Raw genomic sequence first — 18,771 nt, 5'->3', positions numbered from 1 at the left:
TTCGATGCAGATCCGCGCGGCAACCGAATCCATCCTCACCCGAGGTGATCAGGACGACACGCCGGTTACCGTACCGCAACTGTGAGCATCTCTCGCGGACCTTGCACGGTTTAGTGTGCCAGCCATTCGGTTGAGACCTGAGCGTTACGATGCACGGCCACCGCGGCGGCGATCAACTGCGGGCGCGGCAGCGGCTTGTTGCCGTCGTACCGGAACGTGACGACCAGGTCGTAGGAGCTGTCGGGCCACCGCGCCACGATCATCTGCTGCCCGTCGCCCTCGACCAGCACGCCGTGCTGGCCGCCGACATCGACCGGCGTGCCGCCGGCGGGCGGGTTGCCGAACGGCTGCAGGGCCGCGGTCAGGGTGCCGCGGCCCTCCACGAACGCGTCGGCGGTGACGGAGGCGGCCCACGTTGCGGGGTCGTCGCCGCCGAACGCGTACGACATCACGGGGTGCTCCCCCGGTCGCCAGCCCAGCGTCAGCGGCTTGTCGAAGGTCGCCGGGGCGTGGCGGACCTGCCGGGAGTACTGGACGAGATCGGCCTTGCGGACGCCCATGCCGACCGCCTCGAGAACGACCACGTGCTCGGGGTCGCCGGCCCAGGCCAGCCGCGCGCTGTCGTTGTCCTCGGCGTAGGTGCCGGCCGCCGAATCGGGCCCCGCGCCCGTCTCGTCGCCGTCGGGCAGGTCGGCGCCCGGCCGCACGGTGAGCGTCAGCCGCGGCGTCTCCGGCGGGATCTGAGCCTTCGCGCCGATGGTGCGGCTGGTGTACACCCGGGTGACCGCCGCACCGCCGGGCGCGTCCTCGACGGTGCGAAGCCGCTCCCGGTACCCCGCGGGCGGCTGGTCGATCGTGTACGGCATGACGACGACGCCGTCCGCCGCCGACTCGTCCGACACCGACGGCGCCGGCGAGACGGGATGCCGACCGGCCGGTCGGTCGTCCCTCGGCGGCCCGGCGGCGAGCAGCGCCGAGACGCACGCGAGCACCACGACGGCCGCCGCGGCGGCGAATCCGGCCCGCCGCCGTCGCGCCCGCTGCCGGGCCAGGATCGGCAGCGCCCGCCGGATGCCTTCGAGATCGGGCTCGGCCGCCCGGGCGCGGGCCTCCTGGGCCTGCCGGACGAGCATCTCCAGCCGGTCGCTCATCGCGGCTCTCCCGTCGGGATCAGGGCGCCCGGCAGCGACTCGCGCAGCGTGGCCATCGCCCGCATGAGGTGGGTGCGGACCGTGCTGACGCGGCAGCCGAGCAGATCGGCGATCTGCTCGACGTCGAGGTCCTCGTAGAAGCGCAGCGCGATCACCGCCCGCTGCCGGGGCGGCAGCGTGCCGATCAGTCTGATGACGGCGTCGCGGTCGTCGTATCCCCCGCTCGGGTCGGCCTGCGGCGCGACCAGCCCTTCGAGGTCGCCGACGTGCACGGTCCGCGACGCCTTGCGCCGCCGCCAGGACAGGAACTCGTTGACGACCATGCGCTGGACGTACCGCTCGGGCGCGTCGAGCCCCTCGATGTGCGCCCAGCGCGCCTGCGCCCGGACCAGGACGTTCTGCACAATGTCTTCGGCGAGGTGGGCGTCCCAGGTGACGACCGCGGCGTAGCGCACCAGCGCCCCGAGCCGCGCGCCCACGAACTCCTCGAACGTCACGACTCTTTCAACGCCTCGGCCGGTTGCCGACGACTACGCGAACCACGAAGAATTTCTATCGCTCCGATAACGACGGCAATTGGCCACCCCCCGTGGTGCCTGATTACCTTCGTTTCTCGTGCTGACCTTGAACGGCATGCCCGCCTACGTCGCCCGCCCCGCCGGCCCCGGCCCCTTCCCCGGCGTGGTGATCGCCCACCTGATCTTCGGCATCGACGCGGAGGCTCGCTATTGCGCGGACCGCCTGGCCGGCGCCGGTTTTGTGGCGATTGTCCCCGATTTGTACCACCGCACGGCACCCGGCCTCGAACTCCCTCGGACGCCGGAGGGCCGCCAGCAGGGCCTGGCGCTGATGCGCACCCTGACCCGCGACGGCGTGACGGCGGACGTGGCGGCCTGCATGACCTGGCTGCACGAGGAGGCCCTTGTCACGCCGCGGGTCGGCATGCTGGGCATCAGCCTGGGCGGCCACGTCGCCTTCGTCGCCGCGTCCCGCCTACCGCTGTCGGCGACGGCCGCGCTGTTCCCCGGCTGGCTGACGGGCACGCAGATCCCGCTGAGCACGCCGACCCCGACGGTGGCGCTGGCCCCCGACCTGCACGGCCGGCTGCTGTTCCTGGTTGGCGAGCATGATCATGTGGTGCCCGCCGCGGACGTGCGCGACGTGGCCGATGCGCTGGCCGCCGCCCGGGTCCCCCACGAGATCATCGTGTACCCGGGCGAAGGCCACGGCTTCTTCCCCCAAGTCCCGCCCCAGCCCGCCGACTCCGCCTCATCGGCCGACTCGGACCGCCCCGACGGCCCCACGCAACCGCGGTCCGAGCCGGGGCACTCCGAAGGCGGCGCACGGCCGCGGACCGAGCCGGTGCGCCTCGGTAGCGCCGCGCCGTCGACGGAGCCGACCGACGGCTACGGCGACGGGCCGACGTGGACCGAGCCGAGCCGGCTCGACGGCGGTGCGACGTCCGGCAAGGCGCGCCGGGACGGCTCCGCAGCCGGACACGGCTCCGCAGCCGGACACGAGTCTGCAGTCGGACACGCGGCCGCGGCCGAAGACGAGTCGGCGACCGAACACGAGTGCGTGGCCGAAGACGAGACCGCGGCCGAAGATGCTTGGCGGCGGATCTTGGAGTTGTTTGAGAAGGAGTTGCGCGCGTAGGCGCGCGTGGCACGAGGCGAGGACGCTAGGCGATGGGTCCTCGGGAAGCGCTCTGGCGGCGCGGTTCGAAGTCAGGCACAAGTCCGGCGGTGTAGCCCGCAGTCTCTCAACACCTTACCTCACGCCGCCAAATCACCGTCGATTCCGGCTACCGACAGCGACATCGCGTCACGCAGTGTCAGAAGGTCTTGGCGACCTCGACCGCTTCCGCATGGGCGCGAGCGCGGCGCGACTCCACCTCCGTCGTGGCCAGGTTGGGGCGGAACGTCACCTCCGCGATGTCGGTGATGCCGGCCCACCGCAGCCAGTCGTCGAAGTACGGCGCCTGGAAGTCCGAGCCGAACGACGGGCCGCGGCCCTCACCGTACACGGCGCTCGTGTACAGCACCGCCGCCCTCCGAGAAGTCACCAGGCCCGTGTAGCCGCGCTCGCCGTCGAAGGAGAAGACCAGGCCGGGCTGGCTCACCACGTCGATGAACTGCTTCATGATGTACGGGACGCCGGCGTTCCACATCGGGACCGAGAACAGGTACTTGTCGGCGTCCGCGAAGCGGCGGAACGTGTCGCCGGCCGCGCGCCAGGCCGCGGCGGCGGCGCCGGTGGGCTCCACGCCGGCGAAGACGTCCATTTTCGCGGCCGCGGCGGCCGGGCCGAACTCGGGCAGCGTGCCGTCCCACAGGTCCCACTCGACGATCTCGTCCTCCGGGTGCAGTTCACCGTAGGCCTGCAGGAAGGTCCGGGCGAGGGCGAGGGACTCCGAACGCTCGCCGCGCGGGGACGCCGAGATGTGCAGCAGCTTGGTCATGATCGATCCTTCCGAAGTGAATGTGCGTGCGCACGCACTTTACGACGTGTGCGTGCGCGCACACAAGCACTGGTACGGTGTGACGATGGACCCAACGGCCGCCTGGGCGGCGCTGCTGCGAGTGCACGCGGCGCTCACGCCCGTGCTCGACCAGGAGCTGCAGGCCGCGCACGGGCTGCCCCTCACGTGGTACGACGTGCTGCTCGAGCTCAACGCGGCGCCCGGGCGGCGGCTCACCATGTCGGCGCTCGGGGCGGCCGCCGTCGTCAGCCGCAGCCGGGTCAGCCGGGTCGTCGACGAGCTGGTGCGGGCGGGGCTGGTCGAGCGCGAGGCCAACCCGGACGACAAGCGGTCCGCCTACGCGAAGCTCACCGCGGCCGGGCGGGGGAAGCTGCGCAGCGCCTCGCCGACCTACCTGGCCGGGATCGAGCGGCACTTCACCGGGCGCATGACGCGGACCGAGGCGCAGGCCGTGGCCGCCGCGCTGGGCAAGGTCCTGCGGGCCCACGACGCATCCACGATCGTACCGCTGGAGAAGGGCAGATAAGCGGTACCGAAAAGCGGTAGGGTCGCCCATCATGATGCGCGTGCTGCCGCCCCTGCTCGTCATCGGCGGCCCGGCCGGCGCCGGCAAGACCAGCGTCGCCGATGCCGTGGCCAAGCGCCTCACCGCACCCGTTGTCGGGCTCGGCGACAGCAGCGGCGAGGACCAGCACGTCGTCGACCTGCCGGCGCTGCAGGACCGGCTCGACATGTTCGAGGACGCGCCGCTGGTGATCATCGAGGGGGTCTTCGCCCTGACGCTGCCGCCGATCCGGTGGGCGGCGCGGTGGACGGTCTACCTCGACACGCCGCTGGACATCAGCCTCGCGCGCCGGGCGCTCGGCCAGGACGACCCCCGCGGCGTGCTGCGCGCCTACCTCGACGGCGGGCGGGACGCCCACGCCCGCACCGTCGCGCCCGGCCGCCAGCTCGCCGACCTCGTGGTCGACGGCACCGAGCCGCTGCCGGACCTGGCCACCCGCATCCACGGCTTCATCGCGGCCCGGCCCTGAACGCCTCCGGCCTGGACCGTCCCCTGCCACTGTCGGGTTGACATCGAAGGGCGTTGAGGGCGATGCTCCCGAGAGAGCGCTCTCTCCGTGATCATCTCACACCCGCCGCCTCACGATCACACCCCAGAGCCGAGGTAAGCCGCCATGACGGTAGTTGCCCTACCGGCGCGCCTGCGCGCCCGAAAAACGCTCCTGCTCGCCGCCGCCAGCCTGGTGCTGGTGGCCTGGACCGCCCTGGTCGTGCTGCCCGCCAGCGCCGCGACCACCCTGCTCTCCCAAGGCAGGCCCGCCACCGCCTCCTCCTCCGAGAACGCTGCCTTCCCGGCCACGGCGGCCGTCGACGGCAACGCCGGCACCCGCTGGTCCAGCGCGTTCAGCGACCCGCAGTGGATCCAGGTCGACCTCGGGGCGCCGGCCACGATCAGCCAGGTCGTCCTGCAGTGGGAGACCGCGGCCGGCAAGGCGTTCCAGATCCAGACGTCCAACGACGCCGCCAGCTGGACGTCGATCTACTCGACGACGACCGGCGCGGGCGGCACGCAGACGCTCAACGTGTCCGGCACCGGGCGGTACGTGCGCATGTACGGCACCGCCCGCACCACCGCGTACGGCTATTCGCTGTGGGAGTTCCAGGTGTACGGCAGCGGGGGAACCACGCCGACGAGCGCGCCGCCGACCACCCCGAATACGTCACCGGGCAGCTGCGGCACGACGAACGCCGCGCTCTACGGCACCGCGACCGCCTCGTCGGCCGAGAACGACGGCAGCAGCGCCGCGGCCGCCATCGACGACAACACCGGCAGCCGGTGGTCGAGCCTGTTCAGCGACCCGCAGTGGATCCAGGTCGACCTCGGCGCCAGCCTGCCGGTGTGCCAGGTGAAGCTGCAGTGGGAGGCCGCGTACGCCACCGCCTTCCAGATCCAGCTCTCGGCCAACGCCAGCGCCTGGACGACGGTGTACTCCACCACGACCGGCACCGGCGGCACCCAGACGATCCCGGTGAGCGGCAGCGCCCGCTACGTGCGGATGTACGGCACGGCGAGGGCGACCGGGTACGGCTACTCGCTGTGGGAGTTCGGGGTGTACACCGTCGGCGGCGTCGTCGCCACGCCCACCCCCACGCCGACGCAGCCCGCGCCGGGCAACTGCCCGTGGGTGAACTCCTCGGCGTCGACGGCCTCGAAGGTGTCGCAGCTGCTGGGGCAGATGAGCCTGACGCAGAAGACGATGATCCTGCACGGGACCAACCCCACGAAGACGTACATCGGGGAGGTCGTCGGCATCCCGTCGCTGTGCATCCCGACGATCAACTTCCAGGACGGCCCGTCCGGCGTCGGTGACGGCCTCGGCGGGGTCACCCAGATGCCCGACGGCGTCACGACCGCGGCGACGTTCGACAGCGCCTACGCGAAGCTCTACGGGCAGACGATCGGCGCCGAGTTCGCGGCCAAGGGCGTCAACGTGGCCCTCGGCCCGACGATCAACATGATCCGCGACCCGCGGTGGGGCCGCTCGTTCGAGACGTACGGCGAGGACCCGTACCTAGCCGGGCAGATGGCCGCGGGCGACGTGCAGGGCATCCAGAGCCAGGGCGTGATGGCCCAGGTGAAGCACGCCGCCGCATACAACATCGAGCAGCCGGCCGGCACCATCATCGTCGACCGGCGCACCCTGCAGGAGATCTACCTGCCGGCGTTCCAGACGGCGATCACGCAGGGCAACGCGGCGTCGGTGATGTGCGGGTACAGCAACGTCAACAACGTCCCCGCGTGCCAGAACCCGCAGCTGCTGAACATCCCGCTGTACCAGCAGGCGGGCTTCACCGGCTTCGTCGGCTCCGACTGGGGCGGCGCCCACTCGACGGTCGAGTCGGCCAACGCCGGCATGACGATGGAGATGCCCGGCGGGTACTTCTACGCCGACTTCCTCGCCCAGGCGGTCCAGAACGGCCAGGTCAGCCAGGCCACCCTGGACACCATGGTGACCCGGGTGCTGACGAAGATGTTCGACTTCGGCATGTTCAACAAGGCGCCGAGCGGCTCGTCGACGGCGACCGTCACCTCGTACGCCCATCAGCAGGTCGCCGTCCAGGGCGCCACCGAGGGCACGGTGCTGCTGAAGAACAACGGCGTGCTGCCGCTGAGCACGGCGAGCGGCTCGTCGATCGCCGTCATCGGCGTCGACGCCGGCGCCGGCACGCAGACGATCGGCGGCGGCAGCGGCACGGTCACCAGCTCCGGCACGACCTGGCCGATCACCGGCATCCAGAACCGGGTCGCCGGCACGGGCGTGACGGTGACGTACAACGAGGGCACCGACCAGAACGCGGCGGCGACCCTCGCCCGCAACTCGACCGTGGCGGTCGTGTTCGCCAGCGACAACTACGGCCACGAGGAGGGCGACAACACCAGCCTCAACCTGCCGAACAACCAGGACGCGCTCATCGCCGCGGTGGCCGCGGCGAACCCGCGCACGGTCGTGGTGCTCAACAACAACGCCGCCATCCTCATGCCGTGGCTGAACCAGGTGGCGGGCGTGTTCGAGGGCTTCTACGACGGGCAGGGCTGGGGCAAGGCGATCGCCGCGCTGCTGTTCGGCGACGCCAACCCGTCGGGGCACCTGCCGATCAGCTTCCCGACGGCGCTTTCCAACATGCCGACGTCCACCGCGGCCCAGTGGCCGGGCGTGAACGGCCAGGTGCAGTACTCCGAGGGCATGCAGATCGGCTACCGCTGGTACGACGCGCACAACGTCGCCCCGCTGTTCCCGTTCGGCTTCGGCCTGTCGTACACCACCTTCGGCTTCAGCAACCTGCACGTCAACGCCATCTCGGGCAACCAGGCGACGGTGACGGCAACGGTGACGAACACCGGCTCCCGGGCCGGCACCGAGGTGGCCCAGCTCTACGTCGGCCACCCGGCGGCCAACGGCGAGCCGCCGCACCAGCTGCAGGGCTTCCAGCGCATCACGCTGAACCCGGGCGCGTCGGGAACGGTGACGTTCACGCTGCCGATGCGGGCGTTCGCACACTGGGACGACGCGTCGCAGACGTGGATCGCCTCGGCGGGCAGCTACCAGATCCTGGTCGGCGACTCGTCGCGGAACCTGCCGCTGACGGGCACGGAGACCGTCGCGACGACGGTCACCGTCCCGCTGCACTGACCGCTCACCACCTCGAGGGCAAGCCCGGCCGCCGTCAGCGTGCGGCGGCCGGGCGTCTGCGGGGAGCACTCATCGGTTGCGGAAGCGGCGCCAGGCGTTGCGGGCGCCGACGCCGAGGGCGGCGACGACCATCGCGAGGGAGCCGACCGGGTCGCCGGCCATCGCCCCGGCGGCCGGGGCGCCGTGGATGATGCCGGAGACGGCCTTGCCGACGGTGGCGACGTTGGCGACGGCGTCGCTGCGGGCCTTGTCGAGCTCGGCCGCGTTCTTGAAGTCGGTGCGGTGGTTCTCCTGCCGCTCCTCCCCCTCCGACGCCGCGGTCTTCCTCTTCTTCGGCGCCACGGAAGGCCCGTCGCCGTCGCCGTTGCCCTCGCCCTCGCCGCAGTTGTGGACGAGCACGGGCGCGCCGGCGGCGACGACGTAGTAGGTGTGCACGCCCTCGACGGTGAGGTCGTCCATGTCCTGCGCGCCCTCGAATGAGCGCACGCCGGTGACGAGCAGGGTGCGCCCGTCGGGGCCGGTCAGCTTCGACTCGCCGGCCCGCAGCAGCGAGGCCTCGGCCCAGCCGCCCGCCGTGGCGTCCCAGAACGGGTGGTGGCTGGTCGTGTGGATGACCGAGATGCGGCCGCCGTCGTCGACGGTGACGTCGGTCAGGTCGCGGTCGTGATTGCGGTGCAGCAGCTGCACCGTGCGGATCGTGCTGCGGCCGGTGGCCGGGTCGGTGGCCAGGACGGTGTCGCCGACCCGCACGTCCTCGATGGCGCGGGTGGTGCCGTCGGCCATGAGCACCCGGGTGCCGAGGGCGAAGCTGTGCCGGCAGCCGGAGGCGCCGCGCTTCGGGGAACCCTCCGGCTCCGGGCTGCGCCGGGCGCCGCCGCTGAAGCCGCCGAAGACCGCGCCGATCCCGGCGCCGGTGACGACGCCCTTGACGTTGACGTGGCCGGTGAGCAGGAACTGGCTGACCGCGTCGCCGGTGCCGCCGCTGAGCGCCCCGGACAGGGTGCGCCCGGCGAACGTCGCCGCGAACGGCCCGACCTTGCTCATCACGCCGGTGGCCAGCCGGCCGCCGACCGCGCCGCCGACGCCGCCGGCGAGGCCGGACAGGGCGCCGGTGCCGGCCGAGCGGGCCAGGTCGCCGACGTCGTGGATGTTGCCCTCGGCGGCGTCCTTGGCCACGTTGATGACCGCGGCGGCGCCGACCATGCAGGCGACCGCGCCCGCGCCGGCCGTGGCCGCGGTGCACGCCAGGGCGCCGACGATGCCGACCCCGATGGCGGCGATCTCGATGATCGCGTTCTTGTGGTCCTTCACGAACTTCTCGGTGGCGTGGTAGGCGTCCCGCACGTGCGTGGCCACGGTCTTGGTGACCCGCTGGACCCGGTGCACGACCGCCCGGCCCGCCTGTTTCACGCGGTGGTACACCTGCCGGACCTTGCGTTTGACCTGCGCGACCTTCCGCGCCACGTAATGGCGGACCTGTCTGATCTTGCGGGTGACGTACTTCTTGACCCGGTGGTAGACGTGCTTGACCGCCTTGACGACCCGGTGCACGACCTTGCGCACCGCGTGCACGACCTTCTTGACGGCCTTCTTCACCGCGTGCACCACCTTGTGCACGACCTTCTTCACCGCGTGCACGACGGCGTGGGTGACGTGCTTGACCGCCTTCTTGACCTTCTTGAAGATGCTGCCGATGCCCCACTGGCCGGACGGGTCGGTCTCGGTGAGCGGGTTGGCGTCGGCGTAGGCGAAGCGGTTGGCGGCGACCGAGTCCGGGACCGGGTCGACGTCGGCGCTGTCGCGGCTGTCGAACTGGCCGGTGTCGGTGTTGTACCAGCGGGCCTGCATGTTGACGCGGTTGGTGAGGCCGTCGGTCCACTCCGACTGGTAGCCGAGCTGGCCGATCATGCCGGCCGCCGTCGTGACCTTGCCGAGCGGGTCGTAGGTGGTGGAGCCGGCCAGGGTGGTGCCGGCCGGCAGGAACTGGCCGACGACGTCGTCGTGCTGGTCGGTCCAGGCGATGCGTTTGACGGTGCCGGAGGTCTCGGCGGCCAGGTCGCCGTCCGGGTCGCGGACGTAGGTGCCGGTCGCGTCGGCCGCGAGGTCGTTGTCGGTGCCGCTGTAGGAGAACCCGGGCCGCAGGGCGCGGCCGAGCGCGTCGTAGGTGTAGGTCTCGTGGACGCCGCCGGGGGCGTCCTGGCTGAGCGCCTGCCCGAACGCGTCGGAGACGGTGGCGAGGGCGCCGTCGGCGGGCACGATCGTCGACCTCAGGGTGCCGCGGGCGGTGTACTGGTACATGGTGCCGTCGCTGCCGCCGGTGAGCTGGTTGCGCTGGTCGTAGCTGAACGTCCGGGGGCCGGACTGGGTGCGGTTGCCGGACTTGTCGTAGGCGTAGCCGGTCGTGACGGTGCCGTTGTTCCACGACGTGAGCCGGTCGGCGAGGTCGTAGGTGTAGGTGTTGCTCGCCGCACCGGCGAAGCCGGCGGTCGCCTTCGACGTCTCGTTGTCGTTGGCGTCGTAGCCATAGGTGATCTTGCCGACGGAGGCGCCGCCGGGCGTCTTGAGCTCGTCGGTGACGAGCCGGTGCAGCGTGTCGTAGCCGAACGAGCGGGTGTCGGCGCCGGTGCCGTACACGATGCTCTTCACCTGCGACAGGTTGTTGTACGCCAGCGTCGCCGCCAGCCCGGCCGAGGCGTTGGTGACGCTGGACAGGCGGTCGGCGGTGTCGTAGCCGTAGGTGGTGGTGCCGGCGGCGTCGGTCCGCGACGCCATGAGCCCGTCGGCGGTGTAGGTGAAGCTCGAGCCGCCCGACGGGCCCGACGCCGACAGCAGCAGGTCCCGGTCGTCGTACGTGAACGTGTTCGTGCCGTCGGCGGCGGTGGCGCTGGTGAGCCGGCCGGCGAGGTCGTAGCCGAAGCTGCGCTCGGCGGTGGCCGCCTCCGCCCCGGCCCCGGTCTGCTGGACGAGGTTGCCGACGGTGTCGTACTGCATCGCCACGCTCACCCCGCCCGGCATCGCCAGGTTCGACGGCTGGCCGTTGGCGTCGTAGGTGATGGTGTACGTCCGGTCGCCGAGGTTCGGATACGCGGCCGTGGCCGGCTCGATCGTCGACTCCGGCAGGTTCCACGGGTTGTACGTGGTGAGGAACGCGTTGCCGCGCCCGTCGGTGAAGCGGGTGCGGTTGCCGCCGGCGTCGTAGCCGAACGTGGTCGTGATCGCGTCGGTGGACGAGATCGGCTGCGCCTCGGAGACGACGAGGCCGGTCGGGTCGTAGGCGAACGTCGTCGTGGTGCCGCGGGGGTCGGTGCTGGCGATCACGTTGCCGGCCGCGTCGTACCGGCTCGTGGCCCGGCGCAGCAGGGTGCCGGCGGCGTCGTAGTCGCTGACGGCGTTCTCGCGGCCGGCCAGGTCGTAGCCGGTGACGCTGTAGGTGCCGTCGGCGAGCGTGGTCCGGGTCGGGCGGCCCGCGCCGTCGTAGGCGTAGGACGTGACCGCGCCGGCCGCGTCGGTGCTCGTGACCGGCTCGCCGGCGGCGTTGTACGTCGTCGACTCGACCGTGCCGGCCGGCGTCCGCTCGCTCGCCAGCAGGCCGTTGGTGCCGTACGTGTACGTGCTGGTGTAGGCGGCGTTGTTCTGGCGTACCGCATCGGTCTTGGTCACCACGCGGCCGAGATAGTCGTAGGTGGTGGCCGAGCGGGCGCCGGTCGGGTCGGTCTCGGACAACTCGTCGCCGACCGCGTCGTAGGTGAACGTGCGCACGCCGCCGTTGGGCTCGGTGACCGACGCGAGCCGGCCGAGCTGGTCGTAGGCGTAACGGGTGACCCGGCCCAGCGCGTCGGTGGTCGTGGTGAGCTGCCCGAGGGCGTCGTAGGTGCTGGACGTGACCGGGGTGATCGCCGCGCCGCCGCCCGGCGGCGTGTAGGCCGGCAGCCGCGTGGAGATCTCGCGGCCCTCGCCGTCGTAGCCGGTGACGACGGTGTTGCCGTTGGGGTCGCGCTCCTCGACCGCCTCGCCGAACGTGTCGTAGCCGACCATCGTCACCGGCCGGGTCAGCAGCGGGCTGCCGCCGGTGCGCTCGGCCATGACGGCCGGCCCGGTGGTGACGGTCAGGGCGCCGTTCTCGTCGTAGTCGTAGTTGGTGACGTTGCCGTTGGGGTCGGTCATCGCGCGGGCCAGGCCGTCCTGGTCGAGCTGGTAGCTGGTGCGCACCACCCCGGCGTCGGCGGCCGGCGCGGTGCCGGCGACGACGGCGGAGATCTCGGCGGCGCTCAGCACCCGGGAGTACACCTGGACATCGCTGATGCCGCCGGACCACGGGTTGCCGCGGACCCCGTCGGCCAGGCCCGTGCCGATGAGCAGCGGGCCGCCGGCCGAGAACGCCGCCGCGGTGGTGCCGCTCGACTGGAGGGTGCCGTTGACGTACAGCCGCATCGCCCCGCTGCCCGCGTCGTACACGGCCGTCAGGTGCGTCCACGTGTTCAGCGCCGGCGCGGCGCTCGAGGACACGGCGGCGGTGGCGGCGCCCGGCGCGTCGGCGCCGCGCATCACGAACCGCCAGCGGTTGACGTCGTTGTCGTAGCGCAGCTCGAACGCGTCCTGCTGGGCGCCGGAGCCGCTCACCGCCTTGCGCACGGCCGTGTTGTCGGCGAGGTTGACCCACGCGGCGACGGTGAAGCTCGCCGCGGTGTCCAGCGCCGGCCCGGCGGTCGCGATCGCCGCGCCGGCGCCGTTGAAGGAGGCGGCGCCGCCCCGGTCGGTGCTCCAGGTGACGCCGGCCGCCGCGCCCGGGTTGTTGCCGGCGGAGTCGGCCGCGTTCTGGTTGAGCCGGTAGCGGGCGACCGGGGTCATCGCGGTGTTGTGGGTCGTCTGCGCGGTGACCCGGCCCATCGGGTCGTACATCGTGTCGACCGAGGCGACGAGGCCGGACGGGTCGCTGAGGGTCTCGCCGATGAGCCGGTCGTCGCGGGAGTACGTGTACGTGCTGACGCGCTTGAGCCCGGACGGGTCGAACGTGGAGGTGGCCGGGCGCCCGGCGGCGTCGACGACGTACGTGGTGCGGGCGGTGCCGTTGCCGGTCACCTTCGCCACCAGGTTGCCGTCGGCGTCGTAGGTGTCGTCCTGCAGCACGAACGTCGCGCCGGTCGCCGGGTCCTTGCGGATCTGCCTGGCCGGCAGGCCGTTGTCGGTGTACGTGTACGAGGTGACCCAGCCCATCGCGTCGGTCTCCGACGCCAGCCGCCCGGCCGGGTCGTAGGCGCGGCGCTCGACGACGAGGTCGGCCGCCGGGGCCGGGTTGTTCGGGTCGCCGGTGAACCCGGCGATCGTCGTGGTCAGCAGGTTGCCCTCGGAGTCGAACGCCGAGTCGACCTCGCCGCCGCCGGCGTCGAACTCCTTCACCGGGTTGCCGTAGACGTCGTACTCGTAGCGGGTCACCTTGCCGGTGGCGTCGGTGACGGTCGCCGGCTGCCCGATCGCGTTGTACGTCGTCGTCTGGCTGCGTGAGGCGTCGCCGCCGGTCGCGTCGGACAGCACGATCGAGACCGGCAGGCCGTCGTCGTCGAACGCGGTCGTCGTCACCTGGGTGTGCACGGCGCCGGTGACCCGGTTGGTGGTCGGCGGGTCGCTCTGCCACACCACGCGGTCGAGCTTGTCGTACCTGTACGAGGTGGTCAGCCCGCCCGGGTAGCTGTCGGTCGTCTCCTTCTTCGTGAGCACCCGGCCGAGGGCGTCGTAGGTGTACTCGGTCCGCTTGCCCGCCGGGTCGGTCACCTTCGCCACGTCGCCGCTGCGGAAGTACACGATGCTCTGCACCGCCCCGCCCGGCGTCGTCAGCGTCATCGGCAGGCCCGGCGGCGCGAACCCGCCGTCGGCGGCGGCGACCGTGGTGCCGTCGGTGTAGGCGGTCCTCGTGACGCGGCCGAGCGGGTCGGTCACCGTGGTCTGGTTGCCGGCCGCGTCGTAGGCGTAGGAGGTGAGGTACGCGTTGTCGGCCGCCGACGCCGACCGGCCGTCGCGCATCGTCAGCATGACGTCGTTGCGCGGGTCCGGGGTGAGGACCTTCGTCGTCGCGTCCGGGTAGTAGGTGTAGTACACCGTGGAGCACTTGTTCGCCGAGCGATCCTGGCACGTCGTCGACGACACCGTGTTGCCGCGCACGTCGTGCTCGGTGGTGGTGACGTTGCCGTTGGGGTCGGTGACGGTGCGCAGGAAGCCGCCCGCGTCGTAGCCGTACTTCGTCTGCCCGCCCAGCGTGTCGGTCTCGGCCAGCTCCCGGCCGGAGTCGACGTCGTAGACGTGGGTGATCGTCCTGCCGGTCGGGTCGGTGATCGTGACCGTGCGGGCCGGGGTGCCGGCGGTCGCGTCGCGGGCCGTGTACTGCGCCGTCACCTGCGCCGCGGTGAGCTGGCTGCGGTAGAAGGCGACCTCGGCGATCTGGCCCTTGAAGTACGTCGGGTAGGCGGTGTTGGTGCCGGACGTGTTGAGGTTCTGGTCCGGCCACTTGCCGCCGAGGAACCCGGCACCGATGTAGACGTTGTTCTGGCCGGTGACGCCGACCGTGCCCGCCTTCGTGCCGACGAGCGCGCCGTCGAGGTACATCGACTGGCTCGCCGTCCCGGCGGCGAGGACCACGTGGTGCCACTGCCCGTCGTTGACGGCCTTCGTGGAGGTGAACATGCCGCTGTCGGAGTGCCAGATCTGGCCCAGCAGCTTGCCGGAGGTGCCGACGTACAGCGCGGGCGTGAAGTTCGACGGCGTCGAGGCGCTGGTGATCGGGTCGCCCGAGTAGCCGAAGATCGTGCGGTTCGTCGTGGTCGTCTTGAACCACAGGCTCACCGACACCGGGCCGGCGGCCGGCATGTACCCGGACGCGAGGCGCAGGTTCGACTTCGTGCCGTCGAAGCTTGCGGTCGTCGCGTCGGTGAACGGGCCGCCGCCGGCGCCGAGGGTCACGCCGCTGTAGGTGGCGACGGTGCCGTTGACCTCGTTGATGGCGTCCGTGGTGCCGGTCTCGCCGAGGCGCCAGTAGTCGGCGGCGTTCGCGCCGAGGACGCTGCTGGCGTACACCTTGCTGGAACCGGAGACCTTCGGCGGGTTCAGCTTCCACACGCCGCCGTTGGCGTCGGTGACCTGCGTGACCGCGCCGCTCTGCGGGTCGTAGACGACCTTCGCCGACGCGTTGCCCGACGGGCGGACGATCGACGTGAGCGGGTGGGCGGCCGACGTCGCGGTGCGGTACAACGTCGAAATGTCGGCGGCGGTCAGCGACCGGTCGAAGTAGACGCCGTCGCTGATCGCGCCCCTGAAGTACGAGGCGTAGCCGGTGTTCGCGGTCGTGCTGGCGTGCGGCTCGTCGGGCCACTTGCCGCCGAGGAAGCCGGCGCCGAGGTACTCGTTGGCGGCGCTGAAGCTGTTGATCGTCTGGATCAGGCCGCTCTTCGTGCCGACCTGGACGCCGTCGAGGTACAGCCACTGCCGGCTGCCGGCGCCGGAGAGCACGACGTGGTGCCAGTTGCCGTCGGCGACGGAGCCGGCGCTGGACATCGGGTTGGTGACGCCGTCCCAGAACTGGCCGTACAGCTTGCCGCTGGTGCCGATGTACAGCGCCGGCGTGAAGTTGCCGCTCGTCGTCGGGTTGTCGATCGGGTCGGCCTGGTAGGTGAACAGGGGGCCCTGGTCGCCGGCGTCGGCCTTGAACCACAGCCCGACCGTCAGGTACGTGGCCGTGCTGACCAGCTGGGCCGGCAGGCGCACCGCCGAGCTCGTGCCGTCGAACGTCGCCGCCTTCGCCGCCGAGCCGGGCAGCGGGCCGGCCTGGCCGCTCTGGCCCACGTTGACGTACGTGGCGACATCGGTGCCGTAGTTGTCCAGGACCGCGCTCGCCGCCGCGGCGCCCGACGGCTCCGACAGCCGCCAGTAGGAGCGCGGTCCGGCGTTGAGGACCGTTGCCGGGTACTGCGAGCTGGTCCCGTAGGTGTAGGTGGTGCACGCCGTGGCCGACGTCGGCGGGCAGACCTTCGTGAGCAGGTCGCCGGTGTAGCTGTAGGTCCACGTCTGTTGCACGGAGGCGTCGCCGTCGGTGTACACCGTGGCGACGTGGGCGCCCGTCCACGTCAGGTGCAGGGCGCGGCCCGACGCCGACGTCATCGTGGACAGCCGGCCCGCGGCGTCGTAGGCGAACGTCTCGGTGCGGCCCTGCGCGTCGGCGATCGACGCGAGCCCCGCGGCCTGGAACGTGTAGACCGTGCCGTCCTTGTCGACGAGGCGATAGCCGCCGGCGACGGCCGTCAGGGTGGCGAAGCGGCCCATCGGCGGGGCGAAGCTGCCGTCGGGGTTGCGGCCGAACACGACGTCCTGCCCGCCGGGGTAGGTGACCATGACGGTGCGCAGGGTGCCGCCGCTGTCGTACTGCTCCTGCGCCCGCGTGTCGGCGATGCTGGACCAGCCCGCGCCGAACGCCGACGTGGTGCGCGGGTCCTGGCTGTTGTACGAGCGGGTGACCTCCAGCGCGGGCCCGACGGTCTCCACGGCGGCGTCGGTCGCGTCGGTGGTGTAGTTGGCGACGCTGGGTTCGAAGCCCTGGCCGCCGTTCTGGGCCAGCTCGGAGGTGACCAGCGGCTGCGGCACCGGGGTGCTCAGCGCGTTGACGGTCTGCGACACGCTCGTCGAGTAGCCGTCGTTGGCCGTCACCGTCCAGTTGTAGGTCTGCCCCCAGGCGAGGATGCCGGCCGGGACGACCCAGCTGCGGGAGGAGATCCAGCCCGACTCGGCGACCTTCGCGCCACCCTTGTCGTAGACGGCGAAGTCGTAGGTGAGCGGGTTCGGCCACGAGTCCGGGTCGTGCGCGGCGACGAGCAGCTCCGGGGTGAGCGTCGGCGCGCTGTAGCCGCTCGGCGGGAACTGCTGGTCGACCTGCGGCGACACGCCGGCGGTGTAGGTCACCTGCAGATACGGCCCGAGGTTCGCCGGGCCGTTGAGCGACGTGAACCGCTTCCACTGCGTGATGTCGGTCTGCGACGCGGTGACCGCCAGGCCGTAGTTGGCGCCGCCGAGCGCCCAGCTCTGGAACGTCGCCGTCTGCAGCGGCACGGTCATCCAGGTGCCGACGCTGCGGTCGCCGCCGGTGTTGCTGCACGCGGCGCCCGGGTTGGCGGTGACCGAGCCGATCGAGGCGCCGAACGACGGCCCCGGGTAGGCGGTGACGGTGGCGTTCGTCCACGCCTTCGTGATCGGGTTGACGGAGAACGGCTCCGGCGTGCAGGTCGCCGCCCACGAGTCGAAGATCTTCAGCGAGACCGCCGACATCTTGGCGCCGCCGAACGTGGCGGCGAACGTGTCGAAGTGGATGAACGAGTACGCCTTCGCCGAGCCGTTCCAGGTGCCGGCCAGCAGCTCGTTGTCGCCGCTGTGATCGCCGCTCTGGGTGCTGTACGCGTACGTGTCCCCCGACCCGTCCAGCGCGACGGTCGGGTCGACGGTGACCGGGAAGACGCGCTCGGGGTCGCGCAGCCACGCCTGGTCGACGCTGACGCGCAGCGCCGGCCCGTCGACGAGCTCGTAGCGCACGCCGTCGGAGCGGGCGAACGCCCCGGACCGGTTGTCGAACTTCGAGTCCGTCATGTAGCCGGCCGGGATCACCGCCCGCACCGCGCCGCCGTCGTCGGTGAGCGCAACGGATCCGTCGGCCTCCAGCCGCGGGCTGAGCCCCCGCAGCCTCAGCGGGAACGTGTACGACGCCGGCGCGTCCGCGGAGTGCAGGACCAGCGACTCCTTGATCCCGGTGGCGCGGGCCTCGAAGCGCAGGTCGACGCCGGGCAGCACGCCCGGGTAGACGGCGGTGTCGCCGTCGACCTCCGCCGTCACGTTCGCGGCGCCGGACAGCGCGTAGGAGAGGCCGTGCCCGCCGTCGACGGTGAGCTCGACGAGGCTCGGATCGCCCGCGGCCGGGGCCAGTTTCGTGCTCAGCCCGTTGGCCCGCTGCCCGTAGCGCCCGTCGCCGCCGCGGGCGAGGGTGGTGTCGATCGGCGCCCAGCCGCCGCCCGCCCGGTAGTTCACCGGCTGCTGGAACACCTTGCGGGTGAACGAGCCGTCGGGGTTGGCGTAGACGTCGGAGTTCGCCGACGCCGCCTCGGCCAGCCGCCGGCTGCGCTGCGGATCGAAGCTCGCGTCGTCGGCAACGGTCGGGGTGGTGCCACCGGCGCCCCGCTTGACGTTCGCCGCCGGATCGACGTACTCCGGCAGCGCCCCAGCGCCGTGCCCCGGCGCCCCACCAGCGCCGCGATGCGCGCTCGTGTCCTCGGCCGACACGTGCGACGGCCCCGGATCGCCGCCCCGCGCCTGGACCGGCAGCCCGCCGACGACCGGCAGCGCGTTCGTGCGCCAGTCGTCGAGGAACCCGTGCAGGCCGCCGAGCGGAAACCCGCTCCCCGCCCGCCGCGGCTCATCGACGCCGCCCACCATGAGCACCATTGCCATGACCGTGCCGAGCACGATCCAACGCTTGACGCGCGTGCGCCAGCGGCCCCGCACCGGAAGCTCCACGGCACGTAGCCTCGTGGACGTCCTACGTTGAAGCTATTGAATGTCCCGCTTCTTGAGGATTCCTGGAGACTGGATCAAAACTCGCCGAACCCGGACAGTTACCGACGACATGGGACGTGGGATGTCCCCACCACTGCCGCAACCCCACACGACGCCGCCGCGGGTCGATGGCAGCTTCATGCGCGGCAGCGCAGCCGGACGGCGCGGCGGCACGGTGGGTGGCGCGATGGCACGGTGGGTGGCGCGGCGGCACGGTGGCACGATCGGGCGACGACGCGGTGGCGCGGTGGCGCGGTGGCACGGTGCCACGGTCGGGCGACGACGCGGCGGCACGGTGGCACGGTGCCACGGTGCCACGGTCGGGCGGCGACGCGGTGGCACGGTGGCACGGTGGCACGGTGCC

Annotated in this window: 8 protein-coding genes; 4 read left to right on the top strand and 4 right to left on the bottom strand. The window is 72.0% G+C overall.

What is annotated here, in order from left to right; all coding sequences use genetic code 11:
* Nucleotides 1-110: 110 nt before the first annotated feature.
* Together ACQEVU_RS14225 and ACQEVU_RS14220 are read right to left on the bottom strand one after the other, a co-directional pair.
* Nucleotides 111-1,151 carry a hypothetical protein gene (locus ACQEVU_RS14225; RefSeq protein WP_433323497.1) on the bottom strand — a complete coding sequence of 347 codons (1,041 nt, stop codon included), beginning with the start codon at nt 1,149-1,151 and terminating at the stop codon, nt 111-113.
* A complete protein-coding gene (locus tag ACQEVU_RS14220; RefSeq protein WP_433323495.1) occupies nt 1,148-1,648 on the bottom strand; it encodes a SigE family RNA polymerase sigma factor in 501 nt (166 codons plus the stop codon). The genes ACQEVU_RS14225 and ACQEVU_RS14220 overlap by 4 nt, the downstream gene beginning before the upstream one ends.
* Nucleotides 1,649-1,766: 118 nt before the next feature.
* Here ACQEVU_RS14220 and ACQEVU_RS14215 point away from each other — a divergent pair, with 118 nt between their 5' ends.
* Nucleotides 1,767-2,807, top strand: coding sequence for a dienelactone hydrolase family protein (locus ACQEVU_RS14215; protein WP_433323493.1), 1,041 nt, complete (start codon nt 1,767-1,769; stop codon nt 2,805-2,807).
* Nucleotides 2,808-2,985: 178 nt separating this feature from the next.
* On the opposite strand, the gene ACQEVU_RS14210 is transcribed toward ACQEVU_RS14215, so the two are convergent.
* Nucleotides 2,986-3,612 (bottom strand): FMN-dependent NADH-azoreductase, encoded by a 627-nt coding sequence (locus ACQEVU_RS14210; protein WP_433323491.1) that lies wholly within the window; start codon nt 3,610-3,612, stop codon nt 2,986-2,988.
* Nucleotides 3,613-3,697: 85 nt separating this feature from the next.
* On the opposite strand from ACQEVU_RS14210, the gene ACQEVU_RS14205 reads away from it, so the two are divergent.
* From ACQEVU_RS14205 to ACQEVU_RS14195, 3 genes are all read left to right on the top strand, one after another.
* A complete protein-coding gene (locus tag ACQEVU_RS14205; RefSeq protein WP_433323489.1) occupies nt 3,698-4,159 on the top strand; it encodes a MarR family winged helix-turn-helix transcriptional regulator in 462 nt (153 codons plus the stop codon).
* A gap of 31 nt (nt 4,160-4,190) precedes the next feature.
* The gene (locus ACQEVU_RS14200; protein ID WP_433323487.1) at nt 4,191-4,667 is read left to right on the top strand and encodes a hypothetical protein; all 477 of its coding nucleotides are present in this window, start codon (nt 4,191-4,193) and stop codon (nt 4,665-4,667) included.
* Nucleotides 4,668-4,811: 144 nt separating this feature from the next.
* A complete protein-coding gene (locus tag ACQEVU_RS14195) occupies nt 4,812-7,829 on the top strand; it encodes a discoidin domain-containing protein (protein ID WP_433323485.1) in 3,018 nt (1,005 codons plus the stop codon).
* A 69-nt stretch (nt 7,830-7,898) separates the two neighbouring features.
* On the opposite strand, the gene ACQEVU_RS14190 is transcribed toward ACQEVU_RS14195, so the two are convergent.
* Nucleotides 7,899-18,368, bottom strand: coding sequence for a LamG-like jellyroll fold domain-containing protein (locus tag ACQEVU_RS14190; RefSeq protein ID WP_433323483.1), 10,470 nt, complete (start codon nt 18,366-18,368; stop codon nt 7,899-7,901).
* Nucleotides 18,369-18,771: the final 403 nt, after the last annotated feature.

It is taken from the genome of Dactylosporangium sp. CA-139066, assembly GCF_050936175.1.
In the GTDB taxonomy this organism is placed as follows: domain Bacteria; phylum Actinomycetota; class Actinomycetes; order Mycobacteriales; family Micromonosporaceae; genus Dactylosporangium.
The sequence above is the reverse complement of the archived record's forward strand: the minus strand, read 5'-3'. Positions and strand labels throughout refer to the sequence as shown.

Excerpts from the sequence above, each read along its gene's own strand:
- ACQEVU_RS14200 (WP_433323487.1), top strand. The coding sequence starts at position 4,191 with ATGATGCGCGTGCTGCCGCCCCTGCTCGTCATCGGCGGCCCGGCCGGC.
- ACQEVU_RS14195 (WP_433323485.1), top strand. The coding sequence starts at position 4,812 with ATGACGGTAGTTGCCCTACCGGCGCGCCTGCGCGCCCGAAAAACGCTC.
- ACQEVU_RS14225 (WP_433323497.1), bottom strand. The coding sequence starts at position 1,151 with ATGAGCGACCGGCTGGAGATGCTCGTCCGGCAGGCCCAGGAGGCCCGC.
- ACQEVU_RS14210 (WP_433323491.1), bottom strand. The coding sequence starts at position 3,612 with ATGACCAAGCTGCTGCACATCTCGGCGTCCCCGCGCGGCGAGCGTTCG.
- ACQEVU_RS14205 (WP_433323489.1), top strand. The coding sequence starts at position 3,698 with ATGGACCCAACGGCCGCCTGGGCGGCGCTGCTGCGAGTGCACGCGGCG.